The organism is Cellvibrio sp. KY-YJ-3 (assembly GCF_008806955.1).
Lineage (GTDB): Bacteria > Pseudomonadota > Gammaproteobacteria > Pseudomonadales > Cellvibrionaceae > Cellvibrio.
The window spans coordinates 571,615-594,078 of record NZ_CP031727.1 but is presented as its reverse complement, the minus strand read 5'-3'; the positions used below and the strand labels follow the sequence as shown (position 1 = coordinate 594,078).

The 22,464-nt window shown below is 56.5% G+C and carries 13 protein-coding genes; 10 read left to right on the top strand and 3 right to left on the bottom strand.

The features are described from left to right. Positions 1–2: 2 nt before the first annotated feature. The 3 genes from D0B88_RS02610 (at position 3) to D0B88_RS02600 (ending at position 7,295) form a co-directional block, all read left to right on the top strand. On the top strand, positions 3–3,932 hold the full coding sequence (locus D0B88_RS02610) for a translocation/assembly module TamB domain-containing protein (protein WP_151054809.1): 3,930 nt from the start codon (positions 3–5) through the stop codon (positions 3,930–3,932). A 107-nt stretch (positions 3,933–4,039) separates the two neighbouring features. Beyond that, the gene (locus D0B88_RS02605; RefSeq protein WP_007639596.1) at positions 4,040–5,131 is read left to right on the top strand and encodes a glycoside hydrolase family 5 protein; all 1,092 of its coding nucleotides are present in this window, start codon (positions 4,040–4,042) and stop codon (positions 5,129–5,131) included. Between the two features lie 157 nt (positions 5,132–5,288). Continuing rightward, on the top strand, positions 5,289–7,295 hold the full coding sequence (locus D0B88_RS02600) for a vanadium-dependent haloperoxidase (protein WP_225318503.1): 2,007 nt from the start codon (positions 5,289–5,291) through the stop codon (positions 7,293–7,295). A gap of 74 nt (positions 7,296–7,369) precedes the next feature. On the opposite strand, the gene D0B88_RS02595 is transcribed toward D0B88_RS02600, so the two are convergent. Next, complete coding sequence (locus tag D0B88_RS02595) at positions 7,370–9,997, bottom strand: hypothetical protein (RefSeq protein ID WP_151054807.1); 2,628 nt, start codon at positions 9,995–9,997, stop codon at positions 7,370–7,372. 244 nt (positions 9,998–10,241) lie between these two features. Beyond that, on the bottom strand, positions 10,242–10,724 hold the full coding sequence (gene smpB, locus D0B88_RS02590) for an SsrA-binding protein SmpB (RefSeq protein ID WP_078044896.1): 483 nt from the start codon (positions 10,722–10,724) through the stop codon (positions 10,242–10,244). Here smpB and D0B88_RS02585 point away from each other — a divergent pair. The 6 genes from D0B88_RS02585 (at position 10,723) to D0B88_RS02560 (ending at position 19,181) form a co-directional block, all read left to right on the top strand. Further along, the gene (locus D0B88_RS02585) at positions 10,723–12,222 is read left to right on the top strand and encodes a sodium-dependent transporter (protein ID WP_151054805.1); all 1,500 of its coding nucleotides are present in this window, start codon (positions 10,723–10,725) and stop codon (positions 12,220–12,222) included. The two genes, smpB and D0B88_RS02585, sit on opposite strands and share 2 nt — an antisense overlap. A gap of 38 nt (positions 12,223–12,260) precedes the next feature. Continuing rightward, positions 12,261–12,695: a type II toxin-antitoxin system RatA family toxin gene (locus D0B88_RS02580; protein ID WP_007639602.1), complete on the top strand. Its 435-nt coding sequence runs from the start codon at positions 12,261–12,263 to the stop codon at positions 12,693–12,695. A 28-nt stretch (positions 12,696–12,723) separates the two neighbouring features. Beyond that, on the top strand, positions 12,724–13,071 hold the full coding sequence (locus D0B88_RS02575) for an RnfH family protein (RefSeq protein WP_151054803.1): 348 nt from the start codon (positions 12,724–12,726) through the stop codon (positions 13,069–13,071). Between the two features lie 121 nt (positions 13,072–13,192). Further along, positions 13,193–17,149 carry a PAS domain S-box protein gene (locus D0B88_RS02570; protein ID WP_151054801.1) on the top strand — a complete coding sequence of 1,319 codons (3,957 nt, stop codon included), beginning with the start codon at positions 13,193–13,195 and terminating at the stop codon, positions 17,147–17,149. Next, a complete protein-coding gene (locus D0B88_RS02565) occupies positions 17,146–18,777 on the top strand; it encodes an ATP-binding protein (protein ID WP_151054799.1) in 1,632 nt (543 codons plus the stop codon). Before D0B88_RS02570 ends, D0B88_RS02565 begins: the two co-directional genes overlap by 4 nt. A 20-nt stretch (positions 18,778–18,797) precedes the next feature. Further along, positions 18,798–19,181, top strand: coding sequence for a response regulator (locus D0B88_RS02560; RefSeq protein WP_007639606.1), 384 nt, complete (start codon positions 18,798–18,800; stop codon positions 19,179–19,181). Between the two features lie 17 nt (positions 19,182–19,198). Here the strand turns inward: D0B88_RS02560 and D0B88_RS02555 are convergent, their stop codons facing one another. After that, positions 19,199–20,422 (bottom strand): HD-GYP domain-containing protein, encoded by a 1,224-nt coding sequence (locus D0B88_RS02555; protein WP_007639607.1) that lies wholly within the window; start codon positions 20,420–20,422, stop codon positions 19,199–19,201. A gap of 263 nt (positions 20,423–20,685) precedes the next feature. Here D0B88_RS02555 and D0B88_RS02550 point away from each other — a divergent pair, with 263 nt between their 5' ends. After that, positions 20,686–22,341 carry a diguanylate cyclase gene (locus D0B88_RS02550; protein WP_225318502.1) on the top strand — a complete coding sequence of 552 codons (1,656 nt, stop codon included), beginning with the start codon at positions 20,686–20,688 and terminating at the stop codon, positions 22,339–22,341. Positions 22,342–22,464: the final 123 nt, after the last annotated feature.

Here is a 22,464-nt window from a genome sequence, read left to right as displayed (position 1 = left end):
TCATGACCTTACGCAAGTTTCGCAATTGGTTTTTTAGTCTTGTCGCGCTGCTGTTAATTCTGCTTGCGACCCTGAGTGCGCTGCTTGAAACCCAAACCGGCAGCCGCTGGGTGGTCACCCGTCTTGCGGCGCTGGCCGATGTCGCCTTGGGGCCTATGACGGGCAACTTGCGCACTGGCCTGGATATCGAAACGGTGGATTATCAGCAGGGCGAGGTGGAGTTTCACGCCGAGCAGGTCTCTTTTCGCTGGCGTCCTATCGACTTGCTTTACAGCGCGTTGATGATCGATTCCCTCAGCGCCCAGCGCATCAGCCTGAAACTACCCGTCGCCCCGGAGGAGCAACCCGCTGCCGCCCCTTTTAGCGCTTGGCCCAGCCTGCGGCTACCGGTGCGGGTGCAACTGCGCAATCTCGATCTGCGCCACATCAGCTTCCAGCAAGGTGAGCAGCCGCTGCAGTGGGAAAGGCTCAGTGGCGATTTAAGCTTGGGTACTTTTCACCTGCGCTACCGCGACCTGAGCCTGATTCACCGCGACTACCAACTGCGCCTGACCGGCCGCACCAGTCTGGATTACCCCTACGATTCCCATGCGGCGCTGAACTGGCAGTGGCAACAGCCCGCGCCGGACGCTAACACCGAGGGCTTGCTTTATCGCGGCCTGAGCCAGCTGGAGGGCAGCTTGTTGCAGCTGCAGCTGGATAATCAACTTGACTCGCCGGTACAGCTGAGCGCCCAGGCCTCGGGGGCTTTGGTCAACGAACAGCGCGAGTTGGATCTTGCACCCGCCTTGCAACTGGTGCTGGAGTGGCCCGCCCAAACCCTGCCCGCCGCCTGGTGGATGGCAGAGAAAACTGCGCCGGTAACACGCGGTCTGCTCAAAGCCGAGGGGAATTGGCAGGCCTATCGCGCGACTGTAGAGGGGGCGATCCAGCTGCCCGATGCCCCCGCGCTGGCGCTCAACAGCCAGGTAAATGGCAATCTGGGTGGCCTGCAAATACAGATCCTGAGTATCCGCGAATTGGGTGAACGCCTGCAGGCTATCGCCACGAGCAGCTCGGCAGTGGCATCCAGTGCACCGGCCATGACCGATACCACAGCGGATGTCGCCCCGCACCCCGTTGCCAGTGCCAACACCCCGGCAGTCAGTGATGAGGCTTCGCCCAACAGCGCGGCGCGTTTGAACATCACCGGCAGTGTCAACTGGTTGCCCGCGCTGGAGTGGCAGCTCGCGGTGGAAGCCAAAGCCTTTAACCTCGCGGGTATCGTCGATAACTGGCCGAGCCACCTCAACGCCAGTTTTAGCACCAGCGGCAGCCTCAAGGAATCGCAGTGGCAGGCGGCGCTGCGCGACTTGCGCATCGAGGGCGAATTGCGCGGAGTGAATGTGCTGGGTAGCGGTGAATTGGCGGTGGATGGCAACAGCCTGCGCAGCGACGCGCTGGAGTTGATAGTCGGCGCCAACCAACTACAGCTCAAAGGGGAAGTGGGCAATGACATCAATCTGCAGTGGAATATCAATGCGCCGCTGTTGCAGCAAATCGACGAAAGTATCTCCGGCAGTGTGATCAGTAAAGGCGAGCTGCGCGGTGACCGCACCCATCCGCGTATCAGCCTCACCGCCAGCGCCAACAAATTCTCCTGGGGACGGCGCTATGCGCTGGAAAAACTGGAGTTGTCCCTCGCCCCGCAAGCGCCCCAAGCGGAGCCTTTGGTTGGGCCAGCGCTGGCGGCAGAAACACCGGCGGTGCAGGCATCCAGCGTCGCGCCGCCCTTGGCAAACCCTATCAACCTGCTCACGGGTGAGCTGCTGCAGGAGCGCTACCAGCTCAATTTTGTCGCTAACCGCGTGCAGTTGGCGCAGCAGTATTTTTCCAGCCTCACGCTAAAAGGTTCCGGCTCGGTGGCCAAACATCAGCTGCAGGCCATAGTGCGCAGCCCCAGTTTGGGCCGCGCGGATATTGGTGTGCAGGGGGAGTATGGCGATTACGCCTGGCAGGGCAGCCTGAACCAGCTGGCGGTGAAACTGACCAAAGTGCCGCGCTGGTGGCTCACCTCCAGCAAACCGATTCGGGTGAGTGCGACGGGGCTATTGTTGGGTGAGCAATGCCTGACTACCCGCACCAACCTCACTGCCGCTGTGGTGCGCGACACTGATATTGAGAACGAGCAGCTGCGCGCTGAGTGGCTGCCTAATCAATCGCCGCTACCAACAACCCCTTACGCCTGGCTGGTTAACCAACCGGCGCTACCAGCCAGCACGATCGAAAAATACAACCTGCCGCGCCTGTGTATTGAGGGCGATTGGGCGAGCGCCACCGGTGCCAGTCTGGATGCCCAATTGGACGCCGTGCCCCTGCGCCAGTTTTTATCGCTGTTTAAAACCGAGGTCTATTTTGCCGGGGTGATGGATGGCAACCTCACGCTCAGGTCGCCCGATTTGTCCCTCGCCGGCACCAGCGCCAACTTTAATGTGACGACCCGCAACGCCGAGCTGCGCTACCAATACGCCGGTGGTGTGACCGATATTTACCCCTGGAAAGATTTCGCCCTGCGCGCGCAATTGCAAAACGCGCAACTGAGCGCTACCGCCGGGCTGGAGTGGGTGGGTTACGGGCGGATGGATCTGGACAGCCTGTTGGACTTGCAACAACAAGCCATCGAGCGCGCGCGCTTGCAGGTGAACTTCCACAATATTGCCCCGCTGGAAACCCTCTTGCCCTTTACCAATGACGTGAAAGGCCAGCTCAGTGCCGACCTGACTGCCGGTGGCAGTTTCAGTGCGCCCTATTTACTGGGCGATATCAATCTGCGCAATGGCGGCGCCAACATGACGCGTCTGGGGCTGGACTTGCAGGGCATAGAGCTGAACCTCAATTCCACCCGCGCCGGCGTTATCAGCCTGGTCAGTCAGGTGCAGTCGGGTGATGGACGGATGACGCTGGTGGGCGATCTCAACGGTTTTGGCACCGCCAACTGGCGTGCCCAGGCGTTTATTAATGGCACGGATTTCCGCGTGGTATCCCTGCCGCAACTCAAGGCCAACCTCTCGCCCGATATCAAAGTCACCGCCGATGCCAGCGCTATGCACCTCACCGGCGACGCGGTGATTCCCTGGGCGCGCGCCAATATCAAAAGCCTGCCGCCCTCGGCGACCCAGGTGTCCTCCGACGTCGTGATCGTGGATGAGAAATTCCTGCAAGAGCAGTCGGTATCGCCCTTCAGCGTGTACAGCAACCTGAACTTATCCCTGGGTAAGGATGTGAGTTTCAAAGGCTTCGGCCTGAGCAGTAAACTCACTGGCCGGCTGAATTTGCTCAAGGAGGCCCATCGCCCCTTCTTTACCAACGGTTATGTGAGTGTGTCCGAAGGTAGCTATAAAGCCTACGGCCAAACCCTGACCATCGAGCGCGGCCGCCTGGCGTTTCAAGGCCCTTACGACAACCCCGGGTTGGATATTCGCGCCACCCGCCAAATCCGCGATAGCGACAGTACCAAAGTGGGCTTGGATATCGACGGCACCCTGCAGCGCCCGAAAGCCAAAGTCTTCTCCTCGCCCAGCCGCAGTGACAGCGAAGCGATGATGATGTTGCTCACCGGCAAACCTATCAAAGACGCCTCCGATGCCGACGCCTCGCTGCTGCTCAGCGCCATGAGCGGCTTGGGCATGGATTCGGGCGGCTCCATCACCGCCGAGATCAACCGCTTCTTCCGCGTCGATCAGCTGGAAGTGAAATCCGATGACGGCATCGACCAGAGCCAATTGTGGGTGGGCAAATACCTGACCCCCAAACTGCTGGTGCGCTACGTGGTGGGCATTTTTGATCAGGCGTTCAGCTTTGGCATTGAATATCAACTCACCGACAGCTTCCGCATTGAGGCGGAGTCCGGCGAAACCAAAACCGTGGATCTGATTTATAAAATCGAACGCTAAGCGGCGCCCGCAATAGCCCGCGGCGTAAATTAGCGCAAACCTCGTGGCATAACCGGCTGTCATCGGTTACATATTGTCTCTCCAACAATAACCAAAGAGACATAACTATGCATACCGCACTTACTCTCCCGCGCCTGCTACTGGCCGCCTTGGCATTTGCCTTCAGCGGCTTGGTGCAGGCCGACAACGCTTGGGAAACCGCCAGTGGCTGGTGGAATGCCAGCGATGTTCCCGCGTTTGATAAAACCAAAGTCAGCCGTCAGCTCCCGCTGATCAAAGTGGACGGCAATCGCTTTGTGGATGAGCAGGGCAAGACTCTGGTGTTTCGCGGCGTCAATATTTCCGACCCCGACAAAATCGCCAAGGACAAACGCTTCACCAAAAAACACTTTGAAGTGATTCGCAGCTGGGGCGCCAACGTGGTGCGGGTGCCAGTGCACCCGCGCGCATGGAAAGAGCGCGGCGTAAAAGGCTATTTAGAGCTGCTGGATCAGGTAGTGGCCTGGAACAACGAACTGGGCATGTACACCATTATCGACTGGCACTCCATCGGCAACCTCAAATCCGAAATGTTCCAAAACAGTTCCTACCACACCACCAAAGGCGAAACCTTTGATTTCTGGCGCCGTGTTTCCGAGCGCTACAACGGCGTTAACTCCGTCGCCTTCTATGAGATTTTCAACGAGCCAACGGTATTCAATGGTCGTTTGGGGGTAGTGAGTTGGGCGGATTGGAAAGCCATTAACGAAGAGGCCATCACCATTATTCAAGCCCACAACCCCAAAGCCATTGCACTGGTTGCCGGTTTTAACTGGGCCTATGACCTCAAGGAAGCGGCGGCCGACCCTATAGATCGCCAAAACATCGCCTATGTAAGTCACCCCTACCCACAAAAAGTCGGCGCGCCTTACCAAGCCAACTGGGAGCGCGACTTTGGTTTTATGGCCGATAAATACCCAGTATTCGCCACCGAGATCGGCTACCAACGCGCCACCGACAAAGGCGCCCACATCCCGGTTATCGACGAAGGCGGCTACGGTCCACGCATCACCGACTACTTCAACAGCAAAGGCATCAGCTGGGTAGCCTGGGTCTTCGACCCGGATTGGTCGCCCCAACTTTTCACCAGCTACGACAACTATGAACCCACCATGCAAGGCGAACATTTCCGCAAGGTGATGCTGAAGGACAACAAATAGTTTCTTCCTCGCCTAAACAACAAACCCGCCATCTGGCGGGTTTTTTTATAAAGGGGGGCTGTCACACCAGCGCAAAACCATCTTTCAAATAAGGGATGCGCTGTCGTGAGGTGCCACCTAAAATGGGTTATTACTCAATAAACCAGTGAATTCATCTATGTTGAACGCCGTTTCGATCTGTTTAACCCGTCGCCTTCAGTGGGCGATTGGGCTTTTAGTTATTGGCTTACTGGTGGGCTGTGGAGGTGATTCCAATCGTGCTTCGCCAGCGATTGCGCAAACACCTGATAATCGGTCGGTGTCGGTGGCGCAGCGGTGGAATGAGGTGGTGTTGGAGTCGATCCGCAAGGATCGGGTGCGGCCGCCGGTGCAGGCGCGCAACCTGTTTCATATTGCCGCGGCCAGTTACGATGCTTGGGCGATTTATACCCCACCCAATTCCACTCAATCATTGCCGGATACCTATTTATTAGGCAAAAACCGCCACGATTTCAGCTGCTCCTTGCCGCAGCGCCCCGCATTGACCGATGCGCAACCGGCGCGCGAGGAGGCGATCAGTTACGCCACTTATCAGCTGATCAAACACCGCTACCGCGAATCGCCCGGGTACGCGCATACCCTGGCTTTAGCTGAAGGGTTGATGCGCGAGTTGGGCTACGACCCCGCATACGACTCCGTAGATCTAAACCCGCTGACTCCCGCAGCATTGGGCAATTACATCGCCCGCTGTTATATCGATTACGGCCTGCAGGATGGTTCCAATGAGGCGGGTTCTCACGCCAACCGCTACTATCAGCCGGGGAATCAGCCCATTGCCCCTTTTTTACCCGGCAACCCGACAATCGGCGATGTTGATCGCTGGCAGCCAATTACATTGGACGTATTTGTGGACCAGGGCGGCAATGTGATCAGCAATGGCGCGGCGAGTTTTGTCGGCGCCGAGTGGGGAAATACTTTGCCGTTTGCGCTGCAGGATAGGGATTTACAGCGCTACGAACGGGCGGGTAACCCCTATGCGGTATACCTTGATCCAGGGCAGCCGCCGAGTTTGAAGGATACTGACCCCGCCAATTATCAGTGGAGTTTTGCGTTAGTGGCCAAGTGGTCGGCACACCTTGATCCCGCCGATGGGGTGATGATCGATATCTCTCCAGCGAGTTTAGGCAACGCGGCGGAACTACCGCGTTTGTTTGGTGATCATCGCTACTTTTACGACGAACACAGCGGTGGTGCCTCCGAGCAGGGGTACAGGCTTAACCCCAAAACCGGTGCGCCCTACGCCCCGCAATGGGTGCCGCGTGGTGACTACACCCGGGTGCTGGCTGAGTTCTGGGCCGATGGCCCCAGTTCCGAAACCCCACCCGGTCATTGGTTCAAGATTTTTAACGGCATCAGTCAGGATGCGCGCCTGGCGAAACGCTTTCGCGGCCAAGGACAGTCATTGGGTAGCCTGGAGTGGGATGTGAAGGGTTATTTTGCACTTGGGGGTGCCATGCATGATGCTGCCATTGCGGCCTGGGGCGTGAAGGGTTGGTACGACTATGTGCGCCCCATTTCGGCGATTCGCGCCATGGCTGACCTAGGGCAGAGCAGCGATTCCACGCGCAATAATTACCACCCGCAGGGGATTCCGCTCGACCCGGGGTTTATCGAGATTGTGGAGTTTGGCGATTTACTCAGCGGTAATCGCAACCAGCATGTGGGCAAAATCAAGCTGCGCGCATGGCGTGGGCCTACGGCGATTAGCGATCCGGCCAGCGATACCGCCGGGGTGGGCTGGGTGTTGGCGGAAAACTGGTTTCCCTACCAGCGCCCCAGTTTTGTATCGCCGCCTTTTGGTGGCTATGTTTCCGGGCACTCCACCTTTTCCCGCGCTGCCGCGGAGGTGCTCACGGCCTTTACCGGCGATGCCTATTTTCCCGGCGGCTTGGGCGAATTCCCGGTGCGCCGCAATGAATATCTGGTGTTCGAAGAGGGGCCGAGTGTGGATTTGACCTTGCAGTGGGCGACCTATCGCGATGCCGCTGACCAGTGCAGCTTGTCGCGCATTTGGGGTGGTATTCACCCCCCCATGGATGACATGCCAGGGCGGCTGATGGGAGAGGTGATTGGGGTACGCGCAGTGGATGTTGCCGAGCGGTTTTTTGTGGGTAGTGCGGACTAAGCCTGATTTTGTAGCTTCCAAAAACAACAAACCCGCCAGCTGGCGGGTTTGTTGCAAAGGGCAAAACTGAATAATTAGTTCAGTGGGTTGCCAAAGCGTTTCAGGGTCAAACTATCCTCTTCTACGGTGACTGACAGCGTGTTGCCATCCAGTGAGGCAGTCACATCGCCATCCAGTGTGCAGGTTGTCTCCGGGAAGTCATCGGTAAAGTCCTGGGCTACGGTGGTGCTGAGCAGACCAGTTTCCGCATTCCAGGTGAAACTGCCGTTAGCCCAGCCGGTTTGACAGTTGGGATCGTCATTTTCAATTTTGGCATGGATAAAGGTGTTATCGCCGGTGAAGGTGAACCAGTCGCCTGCCTCACTTACCGCCCAAGCACCCGCCAGCGGCGCTGATTCAGAGGCGGTGATCTTGGTCAGTTCAAAAGTATCTTCACCTTCTGTCAGGGTCATGGTGGTGCCTGTAATAGTCAGGGTTTCAATTCCCGCCACACTACAGCTGTCTTGTGGATCAACGGCAGTAGTGTCCTCATCGATTTCGACAGAGAAAGCACCGGTGGTTGGGTTCCAGCTGTATTGGCCATAGGCAAAACCAACTTGGCAGTTAGGGTCTTCGTTACTGGTTTTCACTTGAGCGAAGGTGCCGTCCTTACGGAACATCACATAGTCGCCACCAATGACCCAGGCGCCGGCGATGGCGGGTTGGTAGTTAAATGCGGCCAACAGGTTGTCTTTGGCAACTCCATTGATCAGCAGTTCGCTGGTTTCCAGTACATCACCGGCGTTGGTTTTGTCGCCACGGCGGACAAAACCGTCATGTACTGCAAACAGTGCATAGCGTTCGTCCTCGTCAAAATCACCCTCAGCGCGCACGCTAGCGGGAATTTCAAAACCAATGGCATTGGCGGCATCGCCTTCCAGATTAGGTAGGGTCAACTGCGCCCAGGTGCCGGTGCCCAACAGGGTCTGGGTGTTATCGAACCAATTGTGCAAGTAGAACCTGGCGGTTTTGTTGGCATCATTCACTAATTGCACACCAATCACCTCGCCACTAGGCCAGTCGATGGCAATCAGTTTGGCGCCTGCGGTACCGGGAGCGAGGTCAGGTGAAGTAAGGCTGGCAATGGTTGTCAGTTCAGCACTGGATTGCGCAAATCCTTCCGCATTCCAGCCAATACTATTGACGGTTTCGCAGTTGCCGCCGTAGGCGGTGGGGGAATCATTCAGCTGGCCATCGCCATTTTTATCCCAGAGGCAAACAACACCGTTGCCAAAGTCATAGCCGGTGTTGTACCAAAGGCTATAGAGATCATTGATGCTCTGGATAGTGACGCGGTAACCCAGCGCCCCTTCAGCAAAGGTACTGGCTGGATTGATTTGCGAGACCAAGCCGCGAGTATCACCGTAGGCACCGAAGAAGGTCGATATAGTGCGGCCAGAAAGGTCGATTACCTGGGTTGCCTTGGCGTTTGCACTGTTGGTGGGGGCATCGGCGGCACCGAAGTTGACTGAGCCGTCTTGGTTAAGGGCGGTGACCTGGAAAATGTCATCGGAGATGACCCAGCCAGTCGCGGTTAACACCACTTCACCGTCAAGTTCATATTCGGGTAGCGGTTGGAATTGATCGCCATCGTAATACCGCTCTTGTTCTGGTGTGTTGAGTGCGGAGAAACCGCCGTAATAAATCTCGCTGGGTTCGAAGGCTTCAAACCAGTAGACGCCGCCAGCTTGCATACCCGCTGCCAGGGTATTGGTTGCCGGATCTACCTGATCTTGAACATTGCTGGCTTCCACCTGAACAATATCGGTGACCTGTTGCTCTACTTGCGCAAGGGCTGCGGCAATGCTGGTTGCCCCTACAAAAACCTGGTCCTCCAATACATCGCTAATGGTTTGAATCAGGTTCTGCAGCACAGTCAACTGGGTGGGATCAGTCACGTCCAGGCCCAGGCTTTCAAAAGTGCCTTCACCGCCTAATGCATCCAGTTGTTCTACAAAGCTTTGATAAGCGGCGGTAGAGGCAAGGCTTACCTCCAGGTCTTCTCCAGTTGTCGGAGCAAACAATAGATCACTGTTAAATACATTGGCGCCTGGCTCAAATACGGTGATTGGACCATCGAGGTTGGCGATCACAATACAGTCCAGCTGCGGGTAGCCCGGTACTCTAATCGACCATGAGCCGTCGGGATTTTGGGTAGAGTTGGTTTCATCGAGCGGGATAGTGCGCACGACATTACCGGCCAGATCGACAACAACAACGGCCAGTTGGTTGAGGGGCAATGATTCTTCTTCGGCTTTATTAGCCGCAGCGGTACGGCCTGATTTAACCACGGTGCCGCCATCGAGCTGTGGCGGAGTGATGCGTACGGTAAAGGTGGTTTCCACCGCTGGAGCCGATGAGCTGCTATTCGAGGAGCTGGTGGCTACCAGGCTGCTTGTTGCGACGGAGCTAGCCTCGCTGGATGAGGCCGGGGTTGAACTGGGTGTTACGGAAGACGCTGGCGTAGAGCTGGCATCCATAGAGGAGCTGGTTTCGGTCGAGCTGGATGAGGACATAGCCACTGAGCTCGCGGCTACTGAACTAGGCGCCACGCTGCTGGCGGGAGCCGACGATTTATTACCGCCACCACTTCCGCCGCCACCGCAGGCAACGAGGCTGATAATCATGGCGGACAAAAGTCCTTGCTGAAAGCATTTATTCATAGATGCACCTTATCGTTAATTGAGAGGCATTTTTATACAGATTTATACAGATAATTTACGCGACACGATTCAGCAGAATAGCTCAAAAATACGGAGATTCAAGCGCCAGAACGACGCTGGCAAATGCAGATTTAGTGACCAGAAAGTGCTACCAACCCTCAAGTTGAGGGTTGGTAGAGGTGAGTTAGTGTTCGCTTGGCGGGAAAGGGGGGAAGTAGCGCGATAGAAAGTGCAATGCGGTCAGTTACTTGCGTAAATCCTTCTGGAACAGACGCTGTTTATCGCGCGCCCAGTCGCGCTCTTTTTCGGTTTCGCGTTTGTCATGCTGTTGTTTGCCCTTGGCGATGGCAATTTCCAGTTTGATCAGATGGTCTTTCCAATAAAGTGCAGTGGGCACTACGGTATAGCCTTTTTGCTCCACGGCTTCCTGCAAACGGTTAATTTCGCGGCGATTGAGTAGCAGTTTACGGGTGCGGAAGGGGTCGGTCACAAAGTGGGTGGAGGCGGTTTGCAGGGGCTGGATTTGTGCCGCCAGCAGCCAGGCTTCGTCATTTTTGAAAATCACATAGCAGTCGGTAATGTTGCCTTTGCCGGCGCGCAGGCTTTTGACTTCCCAACCGGTGAGCGCGATGCCCGCTTCAAAACGGTCGTGCAGTTCGTAGTCGAACTTGGCTTTTTTGTTGAGGGCAATGGTATTGCCTTGATTCTTTTGTGCTTTTTTGGCCATGACTGGACGCTACTTGAGTGAAGCAAAAACGGACGGGCATTATGCCCTGCGGGGGAATCTGGGTACAATCACTTATCCGAGCGTTAATAATGACAATACTCCTGGGGGCGAGCCGGTGAAGCGACTCAAACAGCATGTGATTTGGGGCCAGCGCGGCAGTTTTATTCTGGCGGCGACCGGTTCGGCCGTGGGGTTGGGCAATATCTGGAAGTTCCCCTATATCACTGGCGAGAACGGTGGTGGCGCGTTTGTACTCATGTACCTCTGCTGTATTTTGCTGATTGGCGTGCCGATCATGATGGCGGAAATCCTCATGGGGCGCCGCGCTCGCGCCAACCCCATTCTCGCTACCGCCGAACTCTGTGAAACCGCCAGGGTGAGTAAAGGCTGGACGGTGATTGGTTGGATGGGCGCGCTGGCTGGCTTGGTAATCCTGTCGTTTTACACGGTAATTGCCGGTTGGACGCTGGAGTATTTAAGTCAGGCGCTCGATGGCCGCTTTGCCGGTTTAACGGGCGAGAGTTCCCAGCAGCTGTTTGACACTTTGCTCGCCAATAACGACCAGATGCTGTTGTGGCACACAGTGTTTACCGCCATGACGGTGGTGATTTTGGCGCTGGGGGTGTCGCGCGGGCTGGAATCCTCGGTGCGGCTGATGATGCCGCTGCTATTTGTATTGCTGCTGTGCCTGTTGGTCTACGCCATGAGGGAAGGTGAGTTTGCCACCTCGCTACGCTTTATGTTCAGTTTTAATCCGCAGGATATTTCCTGGGAGTCAGCCCTTATCGCCATGGGCCATTCGTTTTTTACCCTGAGTTTGGGCATGGGCGCGATAATGGCATACGGCGCCTATATGCCCAGCAACCAATCCGTCGGCCAGACGGTGCTGGTGGTGGCACTGTTGGATACCCTGATCGCTCTGATTGCCGGGGTGGCCATTTTTGCGTTTGTATTTGCCACGCCGGGCATTTCAGCAGGCAGCGGGCCGGGGTTGATGTTTGTGACCCTGCCGGTGGCCTTCGGCAATATGAGTGCGGGGCTGGTGATAGGCTCGGTCTTTTTTGCGATGGTAATGCTCGCCGCCTGGACCTCCACTATCTCGCTATTGGAGCCGGGTGTGGCCTATCTGAATGAACGCTTTGGCCTGCATCGGGTGTTTGCCAGCTTGCTCCTGGGTTTCATTGCCTGGGCGCTGGGTTTGGGGTCGCTGTTGTCGTTTAACGATTGGGCCGACAAACCCTTCCTCTGGGGGAAAACCTGGTTCGACAGCATGGACTTTATCGCCACCAACATTATGCTGCCGCTCGGCGGTTTGCTGATCGCCCTGTTTGTGGGCTGGAAACTGCGCGATGAACACCTGCTGCATGAATTGAAATACGAATCTAGCTGGCTATTGCGCTGGTGGCGGCCGATCTTGCGTTACATCTCGCCACTGGCAGTATTGATTGTGCTTATTAACGGCATCTTCCCGGTGCTGCGCGGCGTATTAGTGGAATAGGCTTTTTAGATGGGCAAGCATAAAAATAGGTAAACGCCGTGGTGCATAAAGTAGAGCGAAGCGCGCTGGTGAATTATTCGGCGCAACAGATGTTTGACCTAATCAACGATATCGAAGCCTATCCGCAGTTTATGGATGGCTGTGTGGGTGCCAAAATTCTCGCCCGTGGCGATGACTGGCTGGAGGCGCGGCTGGAGTTAAGCAAGGCCGGTGTCAGCCAGAGTTTTGTGACCCGCAACCAATTGCAGCCACCGCTGTGCATGATGCTCTCGCTGGTGGATGGCCCGTTTAAATTCCTCACCGGCGCCTGGCGCTTTACCCCCTTGGGGGATAAGGCTTGCAAGGTGTCGCTCAGTTTGGAGTTTGAGCTGGGCAACCGCTTGCTGGGGCTGGCGGCGGGCAAATTATTTGAGGCCGTGAGCAATAGACAGGTGGATTCCTTGTGTGCGCGCGCTAAACATATCTATCAATAAACCCATAGCAACAGTGGACTGAGTAACCATGGCCGATTTTGACCTTATCACTGTGGAAGTGGCTTACGCGCTGCCCCACAAACAGAAAATTATTGCCCTGCTGGTCGAGCCGGGCACCACCGCGCTGGAGGCCGTGCAGCGCTCTAAAATCACCGACCACTTTCCCGAGCTGGATCTCGCCAGTGCCAAACTGGGCATTTTTGGCCAGTCGCTCGGCACCAAGGGGCTGGATACTGCCGACAAGCACATATTGCATGCCGGCGACCGGGTGGAAATTTATCGCCCATTGGCGTCTGACCCGAAAGAGGCGCGCCGCAAACGCGCGGAAAAGACGGCATCGGCGAGTGATGAAAGCGCCGCCGCGGTGGATGAATAAACCCCCGCCAGCCCGCTCGGGCTGGCGTTATACAACCCTTCGCGTTAAACCTGCTTCACAAAAAATTTGCACTACACTGGGGTAATGCGCTGTCCGCACATTTTTATCCCAGAGACTCTTCATGCCCTTGATTCGCAAAGGTTGGTATTCATGGCTACCCTGGCTTGCTGCCTTGGGGTTGGCTTTGGCCTTTGGCGGATTTATGCGTGCCGACCTGCACCACCATGAACAGGTTTGGCAAGAGCGGATCCAGCTATGGACCCAGCGCCATCAGGATCGGGTGGATAGCCATAGCCGCGATATGACCCAGCAGGCTATGCTGCTTGCCCAGCTTATTGTGCGCGATACCTCGGTGCTCAATTTACTGCGCGACGCCCAGCAACAGTTTGTTGCCGGACAAGGGCGTATGGCGGCGCCACAGACCCGCGCCGCGCAAGTTCGCTTGCGTCAACAGCTGGATGATTACTGGCAGGGTATGCGCGATTTGGGCGTGCAGCGACTATCCATCTATGTGGCGCCAGGCGCCGTCAGTTTTTTGCGTATGCATTTGCCCGAGCGCGCCGGCGACAGCGTCAGTGCGGTGCGCCCACTTATCATCCAGGCGTTCAGCTCCGGCCTGCCGGTGTGGGGCACCGAAATTTCCCGCAGTGGCAGCGGCCCGAGTGCTGCCATTCCCATCATGGCCAACAGCGATCAAAGCGGCGAGGTGATTGCCGTGGTGGAAGTGGGTATGGCACCGCTGGCGGCCGCCGACAATCGCCCCGGTGGCATCCAAATGGCCAGTTTCCTGCAAAAAGATGCGGTTGAACAACTGCTGTGGGATAGCGCCCGGCAGAGCCTGCACAAAACCAACCCGACGGCGGTGGACAACTGGCGGCTGGAAAGTACCAACAATGCCCAACTGCACGACTGGTGGAATCGCGGCAAGGTGGCGATTAATCGCCAGGGGCACTTGCTGCACAGCGATGACCAGGTGTACCTCACCTCCTGGATTGCACTGGGCCAACCCAACATCCTGCGCGAAAACGCGCCCATGGCGGTGCTGGTATGGCATGAAATTACCGGCGAATACGCGGCTTATCAGGCCAGTGTGCGGCAGGTAGTGGCCAAGTGGGCGGCGGCACTGCTGTGCGCGCTGCTGCTGATGGTTGGTTTTATCCGCCTGCAGCGCAGTTACCTGCGCGAGGTCATTGCCGCCCACGCCGAGCAGTTGCAGGCGGAGCACCAACAGACCGAACAAGCGCGTCAGCGCTTGGCACTGGCGCTGCGCTCCAGCGACTCGGGCTTTTGGGAGTGGGACATAGTCAACGACCGCGCCCGCTTTTCCCCCGAGTGGCGCCAGCTCTGCGGTTTGGGGCCGGAAACGGCCAATTCGCTCGATCTGGATGAGTGGATGAGCCGGGTGCATCCAGCAGATAAACGCGCCAGCTACAGCGATATCATCCGCCACATCAAGGGCGAAACGCCCATGTATGAAAACGAATACCGGCTCAAAATTCACGATGGCAGCTACAAGTGGATTCTCACCCGCGGCAAGGTGGTGGAGTGGCAACCCAACGGCAAGGCCGCGCTGGTAGTGGGTGTCTACACCGATATTACCGAGCGCAAAAATACCGAATTGATCAGCATTCGCCAGCAGGCGGCGCTGCACTCCCTCAATGAAATCGCCTCGCTCTCCGGAGTTGACCCGGATGCCCAGTTACAGCGCGCCCTCGCCTTGGGCGCCCGCTACCTGGGGCTCAGTTGCGCAGTGATCAGCGCCATTAACGGCAGCAGTTATCGCGTGCGGGTAGCCTTTACCGCGCAGAGCCAGCGCGACCCATTGCCCTCCAGCAATCGCTTGGCAGACCAGTATTGCAGCCTCACTGTGGCGAACCGCGATGTCGTGGCTGAGGACGATATGCCCACCAGTCAGTATCGCCAGCACGCGGCCTATCGCCTGACTCAAGTGGAGTCCTACATCGGCGCGCCGCTGTGGATCAATGGTGAAATCTGCGGCACTCTGGCGTTTAGCTCGCGCAAAACCCGCCATCACCAATACGACGGGCTGGATAAGGACTTTGTGCGCTTGCTCGCGCGCTGGATCAGCTCGGTGGTAGAGCGCTGGCAGCAGGACATAGACAAAAAAGTCATTATCGAACGCTTCCATAAACTGAGCGAACGCCTGCCCGGCTTTTTGTACCAGTACCAAATGCGCCCCGACGGCACCTCTTTTTTCCCCTATGCCAGCGCGGGCATCAAAAATCTTTTTAACATCGAGCCGGAGGATGTGTCGGCGTCGGCGGAGCGAATATTTCCGCTCATTCACCCGGAGGATGTGGGCTGGGTAGGCGAGACGATTTCCTTCTCGGCCAGCAAGTTGACGCCCTGGGTGTCCACGGTGCGCATCAACCACCCGACACGCGGCCTGATCTGGGCGCATTTTGAGTCCCTGCCGGAAAAGCTGGAGGACGGCGGGGTGCTGTGGAATGGTTATGTATCCGATGTCACCTCGCTTAAAGAGACCGAACTGCAGTTAAAAGAGACCAATGCCCTGCGCAAGGCGATCCTGGATGCGGCCAATATTGCGATTATTTCTACCGATACCCAGGGCTTTATCAAAACCTTCAACCTGGGTGCCGAGTTAATGCTCGGCTACCGCGCGGAAGAGGTAATCGAACAGCAGACCCCCGCGCTGTTTCATCTGGAGGCCGAAAATATCGCCTACGCCGCGCAACTGACGGCTGAGCTGGGGTACGCCGTGAAACCCGGTTTTGATGCCTTTGTCGCTAAGGCGCGCGAAGGCTTTGGCGATGAACGGGAGTGGACCTACGTGCGCAAAGACGGGGTTCGTTTTCCGGTGTTGTTGGCGGTCTCCGCACTGCGCGATGGCGAGGGCGATGTCACCGGTTTTTTGGGCATAGGGCGCGATATCAGTGAGATAAAACGTATCGACCAGATGAAAACCGAATTTATCTCCACCGTTAGCCATGAACTGCGCACGCCACTGACCGCCATCAGTGGCGCCTTGGGAATCGTCGCTAACGGCCTGGCGGGCACAGTCCCGGAGCAGGCGCAGCGCATGATCCACATCGCCCACAGCAACTCCCACCGGCTGATTTATCTGGTTAACGACCTGCTGGATATGGAGAAACTGGTGGCGGGTAAAATGAACTTTGACATGCGCCCCCACAGCTTGCGCGCGCTAATCCTGCAAAGCATCGAAGAGAACACCGCCTTTGCCGAACAATATTCGGTCAGCTATGAACTGGTGGGGCGCGGTGATGCGCAGGTGACCGTGGATCAGCAGCGGTTATTGCAAGTGCTCGCCAATTACCTGTCCAACGCGGCCAAATTTTCCCCCCCCAAGGATGTAGTGACTATTCAGCTGGAGGCCAAGTTCGGACGGGTCAGGGTGAGAGTGAGCGACAAGGGGCCGGGTGTGAGCGAGGAGTTCCGCCCGCGCCTGTTCCAGAAGTTCTCCCAGGCTGACTCTTCCGATACCCGCCAAAAAGGCGGCACCGGTCTGGGGCTGGCCATTTGCAAAGAGATCATCGAGCGCATGGGGGGCAGCTTGGGGGTCGAGCCGGATGCAGGCCAAGGTGCCTGTTTTTATTTTGAACTACCCTGCGAGGACGCCACTCAAAAAGTACCTGCCTCGCGTGTCGAGCCGGTAAAAAACAAGCCGCATTTGTTGATCGTGGAGGATGATCAAGCCACCGCGGAAATCCTCAGTGCGCTGCTGCCCGGCGAGCATTACGACATAGATTGCGCGGCGACTGGCCAAGCGGCGCTGGAATTGCTGCAACTGCGCGACTATGACCTGATGACCCTGGATTTGAACCTGCCGGATATGGATGGCATCAACATAGTGCACCATGTGCGCGAGGCCGGGTTGCGGCAAGCGGAGAGCAACAAACCGCTGCCAATTATTATTGTCAGTGGCGATCTTGAACCAGCCAAGGCGCTGCTCAATGGCACGGGTGTGACGGAGGAGCTGTTCTGGCAGCCCAAACCCTTGTCGTACATTGAATTTGATACCTTGTTAAACCGGGTACTGGCGCGCGCCGACCAGAAAACTCCGGAGGACTCCCTATGAAAGCCGCCCTGCCAGGCAATGAATTAACCCGCCTCGCCCATTTGCATGCGCTCAATATTCTCGACACCGGTCGGGAGCAGAGCTTTGATGACCTTGCCCAGTTGGCCGCGATGATCTGCGAGGTGCCGATTGCACTGGTTAGCCTGATAGACCACGAGCGCCAATGGTTCAAAAGCTGTATTGGTCTGGATGTGACCGAAACCCCGCGCGATCTCGCCTTTTGCGCCCATGCCATTTTGCAGCCGGGCGACCTGTTGGTTGTGGAGGATGCGATCCGCGACCCGCGGTTTAGCGACAATCCGCTGGTCTTGGGCGAGCCGCATATCCGGTTTTATGCCGGCGCGCCGCTGGTATCGGAAGAGGGTTATGCCTTTGGCACCCTCTGTGTGATTGATACCACACCGCGCCGGTTCGGCTCCTCCCAGGCGATGGCCCTGAAACTGCTCGCCGGGCAAGTGATCCAGCTGCTGGAGCTGCGCGAGGCCAATCAGGCGCTGCAAGCATCGCAGCTGCAACTGCAGGAGCGCAGTGAGCAACTTAATACCATCCTCAGTAACTTTCCCGGTGCGGTGTACCGCTGCCTCAACGATGCCCGCTGGACCATGCTCTACCTGAGCGACAAGGTTGAACAACTGACCGGCTACCCCTCAACGCGTTTTATGGGCGATGGTGCGTTAAGCATCTCCGACATCACCCATCCCGAGGATGTGCCTATGGTGTACCAGCAGGTACAGGAGGCGCTGAGGCAGCAGCAGGCCTTTCAGATTATCTACCGCCTGCGCGATGGCAATGGCGACTGGTGCTGGATCGAAGAGCTTGGCTGCGGTGTGTTTGATGCCAGTGGAGCGCTGAAATACATTGATGGTTTTATCTGGGACATCAGCGAACGCAAGCGTGCGGAACAGATCAAAAATGATTTTGTGTCCGCCGTGAGCCATGAGTTGCGCACCCCACTGACCGCGATTTCCGGTTCACTCGGGTTAATTGTGGGCGGGATGCTGGGCGCGCCACCGGAAAAAATGCAAAACATGTTGGTGATTGCGCACAAAAACGCGCTGCGCCTGACCCAGTTGATCAATGACCTGCTGGATATGGAAAAACTTATCGCCGGTAAAATGGGGTTCGATCTGGAGCGCCAGCCGCTGGTGCCCATCATTGAACAGTCACTGGAAACCAATAAAGCCTACGCCGACAGCTTTAACGTCAGCTTGCACCTGAGTGTCTGCGCCAATGAACAGGATGTGCCGCTAATGGTCTCGCTGGACGCCCACCGCCTGCAGCAGGTCATGGCCAATTTTATCTCCAACGCCGTCAAGTACTCCCCTCCCCAAGGGCGGGTGGAAATCCAGTTAATCCAGCTGCAGGGCGAGGTAAAAATTGCCGTAGTGGATCACGGCCCGGGTATTAGCGAGGAGTTTCGCGAGCGCTTGTTCCAAAAATTTACCCAGGCTGACTCTTCGGCCTCGCGCCAGCGCGGTGGCACCGGGTTGGGTTTGGCCATTAGCAAAACCTTTGTGGAGCGCATGCATGGCCGCATAGGCTTTGATTCCATACCGGGGCAGGGCGCTACCTTTTACGCCATCTTCCCGCTCGCCAACCGCGCTACCGATCTTGTACCCCATCACTAACCGTCAATCAGGTTCGATTTATGACACAGGAACTCAGCCGTATTTTGTATGTAGAGGATGACCCGGATATTCAAGCCATCGCCATGATGGTACTGGAGACAATTCATGGTTTTGTGATGGAAGCCTGCAGCTCCGGGGCGGAAGCCCTGCAAAAAGCGGTGGCCTTCAAGCCGGATTTGATTCTGCTGGATGTGATGATGCCGGGCATGGACGGCCCCGAAACCCTGAAGCACCTGCGTGCATTTCCGGAAATGGTGGCCGTACCGGTGGTGTTTATGACCGCCAAAGTGCAGCCGCAGGAGGTGCAGGGGTATCTGAATTTGGGCGCGCTGGGGGTGATCGCCAAACCCTTTGACCCCATGACTCTGGCGCAGCAGCTGGTCAGTATTTGGGAGAAGCGCTAGCGTTATTGGTATAGGTGCTAGCCCAGGCCCGACCAGAGCATATCCAGGTTTTTAAAGCCCCAGTCGTCGGGTGATTCGCGCCCGATGATTTTGTCTTTGCCCTTGAGGGCTGCCAGATCCAGGGTTTCCTGAATAATCGGCATTTTGGTTTTGGCGGAAAAAAACACTTTTACTGTGGGGTTGAGCAGCGAGTGCTCGTTCTGTTCCACCACTACCGCCAGGCGGCCGCTTTCCAGCCGCACCAATGAACCCGTGGGGTAAATACCCACGGTTTTGACAAAGGCCTGAAACACCGCCTCATCAAAATGCCCCTTGCTCCACTCCGCCATTTTGCGAATCGAGTCTGCGGGTGCCCAGCCTTTTTTATAGGGGCGATTGGAGGTGATGGCATCATAGACATCGCACACCGCGCCCATCTTGGCAAACAGGCTGATGGTGTCGCCCTTCAGGCCATGAGGGTAGCCGGTGCCGTCCACCTTTTCGTGGTGATGCAGGCATACGTCCAGCACCATGGGGCTCACGTCGTAGTTTTCCATCAAAATACGTGCGCCCACTTCAGGGTGGGATTTGACCACCGAAAACTCGGCGTCGGTGAGTTTCCCTGGTTTATTGAGCACTTTCATGGGGATGCCCACTTTGCCTAAATCGTGCAACAGACCGGCAAAACCGGCTTCGCGCACCATCTCTTCGTCAATATTCAACTGGCGCGCCAGCGCAATCATCAACGCACAGACGGCTACCGAGTGCATGTAGGTGTATTCATCGGCATTTTTAAGGCGCGCGAGGCTGATCAGGGCGTGAGGTTGGCGCAATACCGAGTTGGAAATTTCCTCCACCAGCGCGCGCGCCTGTTCCACCTGAATGGCGCGGCCCATGCGCGCATCGCTGAACATTTCAATCACCGCTTCTTTGGCTTTGGCGCACAGTTTGGCGGCAGTCTGGATTTCCTCGTCGAGCGATAGCTTTTCGCCTACGGCGGCTTTATCTGCGCCCAGCAACAGCGCTTCTGCTTCCTGTGCTACTTCGGCTTCGGTCTTGGCTGCGGCGGCATCGCTGGCATCTATGCCCTGGCTGACATCAATCCACAGCTCCTTGATCCCGCTCGCCTGAATCGCGTGCAGGTCTTTTTCATCGTCCAGTAAAAAACGCGTTTTCCAAAAGGGATGCTCCATCCATGAACCGCAAAATTCACAGATAAACATACCGAGTTTGATGTCTTTTACGGCGATTCTTTTTAGCATGAAGCCCTGCAGTGGCTGGCAAAATGGATTATTAGTTGGTCGGAAGTGGGTGGCGCTAAGGCTAGTATAGACGCGCTTTGCTGTGATGCAGTTCCGGCTACCCAGATATTAAATTCAGCGCCGTAAATATCCCATTGGCGGACATTGGCTATTCGTGCGCAACACTTCTATTATTTGACAACTGGCGCCTGTCGTTGCGGGGCGTATCCCTTTTGCTGTTACAGAATCAGACACCAATGCAAACCATCGGGTACAGTTTTTCTATGGACAAAAAAACCGAAATCGCCGCGCGCCTTGAGGCTCTGCGCGCCGATTATGCGGCGCGGCTGCCCGCTGAAATCGCGCGCTTGCGCGAACTGGTAGCCCTGGCATTAGTGCCGGAAAGCCAAGCCGCCGCCCTGCAGGAATTGGGGCAAAAATTGCACAAATTGGCCGGCTCAGCGGGCAGTTTTGGCTTTCCTGACTTGGGTAAACAAGCCAAAAAACTGGAGCTACAGGTGTTGGACTGGGTAGCCGCTGGCACCGTAGACACTGGCATGCTGCGGGTATTTTCAGTGGCGGTGACAGCGCTGGGGGGCGAACTTCAAATAGCGCCTGCTACCAGTGTCGCGCTGCCACCCCCGGCAACACCATCGGGGGCGGTCAGCTCGCTCATTTATGTACTGGAAGATGATCCGGATGTGGCCAATGAACTCTGCATCACCCTGCGCCATTTCGGCCATCAGGTAGAGCACTTTGGCACCATCGCCGCTGCCGAGGGCGAGATTTTGCGCCGCCCGCCGGATTTTATGATCTGCGATGTCATGTTCATTGATGAGGGGCGCGAAACCCCGGAGGCGATTGCCCGGTTACAGCACCAATTACCCGCTTCGGTGCCGGTGATTTTTGTCTCCAGTCGCACTGATTTTGACGCCTACCATGCCGCCGTGCGTGCCGGTGCGGTGGGTTATTTTGTGAAGCCACTGGATATCATCCGGCTGGTGGACTGCTTTGAAAATTATCTGGATCGCCACCGCAGTACCCCCTATCGTGTACTGATTATCGATGATGATCTCGCCCTTGCAGAGCACTATAAATTGGTGCTTGGCGGTGCCGATATTCGCGCCGAAGTGAGCAATAGTCCGCGCGATATTTTTGCCTTGCTCAATGACTTTCACCCCGAACTGATTTTGCTCGATATCAATATGCCGGTGTGCAGCGGTATAGAACTGGCGCAGGTCATTCGCTTGAATCAGGATTGGCTGCGGGTTCCCATTACTTATTTATCCTCCGAGCAGGACGAACAAAAACGCGCGTTAGCCATGGGGCGCGCGGGCGACGATTTCCTCAGCAAACCGCTCAGCGATCTGGAATTGGTAACGGCAGTTTCCGTGCGCGCTGCGCGCAGCCGCCAGTTAAGCGATGCACTGGATCGCGACAGTTTGACCGGCTTACTGAAGCATTCGCGCATTAAAGAGCAGGTGGATATAGAGCTGAGCCGCGCCCAGCGCACCGGTGAAGCGCTGAGCCTGGTGATGCTGGATTTGGATCATTTCAAACAAATCAATGACAGCTACGGTCATCCGGCAGGTGACAAAGTCATTAAAGCCATCGCCCATTTATTGCGCCAACGGCTGCGTAAAATGGATGCAGTGGGGCGTTACGGCGGTGAAGAATTTGTGGCGGTATTGCCGCGCTGCACCCGCGCTGAAGCGCATTTATTAATGGAAGATATCCGCAAACGTTTTCGCGACCTTACCTTTACGGTCGATCAAAAAATCTTTCACGTCACCCTGAGTGCGGGAGTGGCATCTTTTGAACCGGGTATAGAGCGCGCTGAGCAATTATTGCAAGAGGCCGATGCGGCGCTCTATCGCGCGAAAAGCGAGGGACGTAATCGCGTGTGCAGTTTGCGCGGGGCAGATGTGGCGCCTGTGTGAAGCGTAAATGTTTACCAGTGCAACGCTAGCCCTGCAAAAACAACCCTCTAAAAACCACTGCCCAAAAACAACAACGCCCGGAGATCCGGGCGTTAGTTTTTTAGGCGGTTGTTTTTGGGTAGT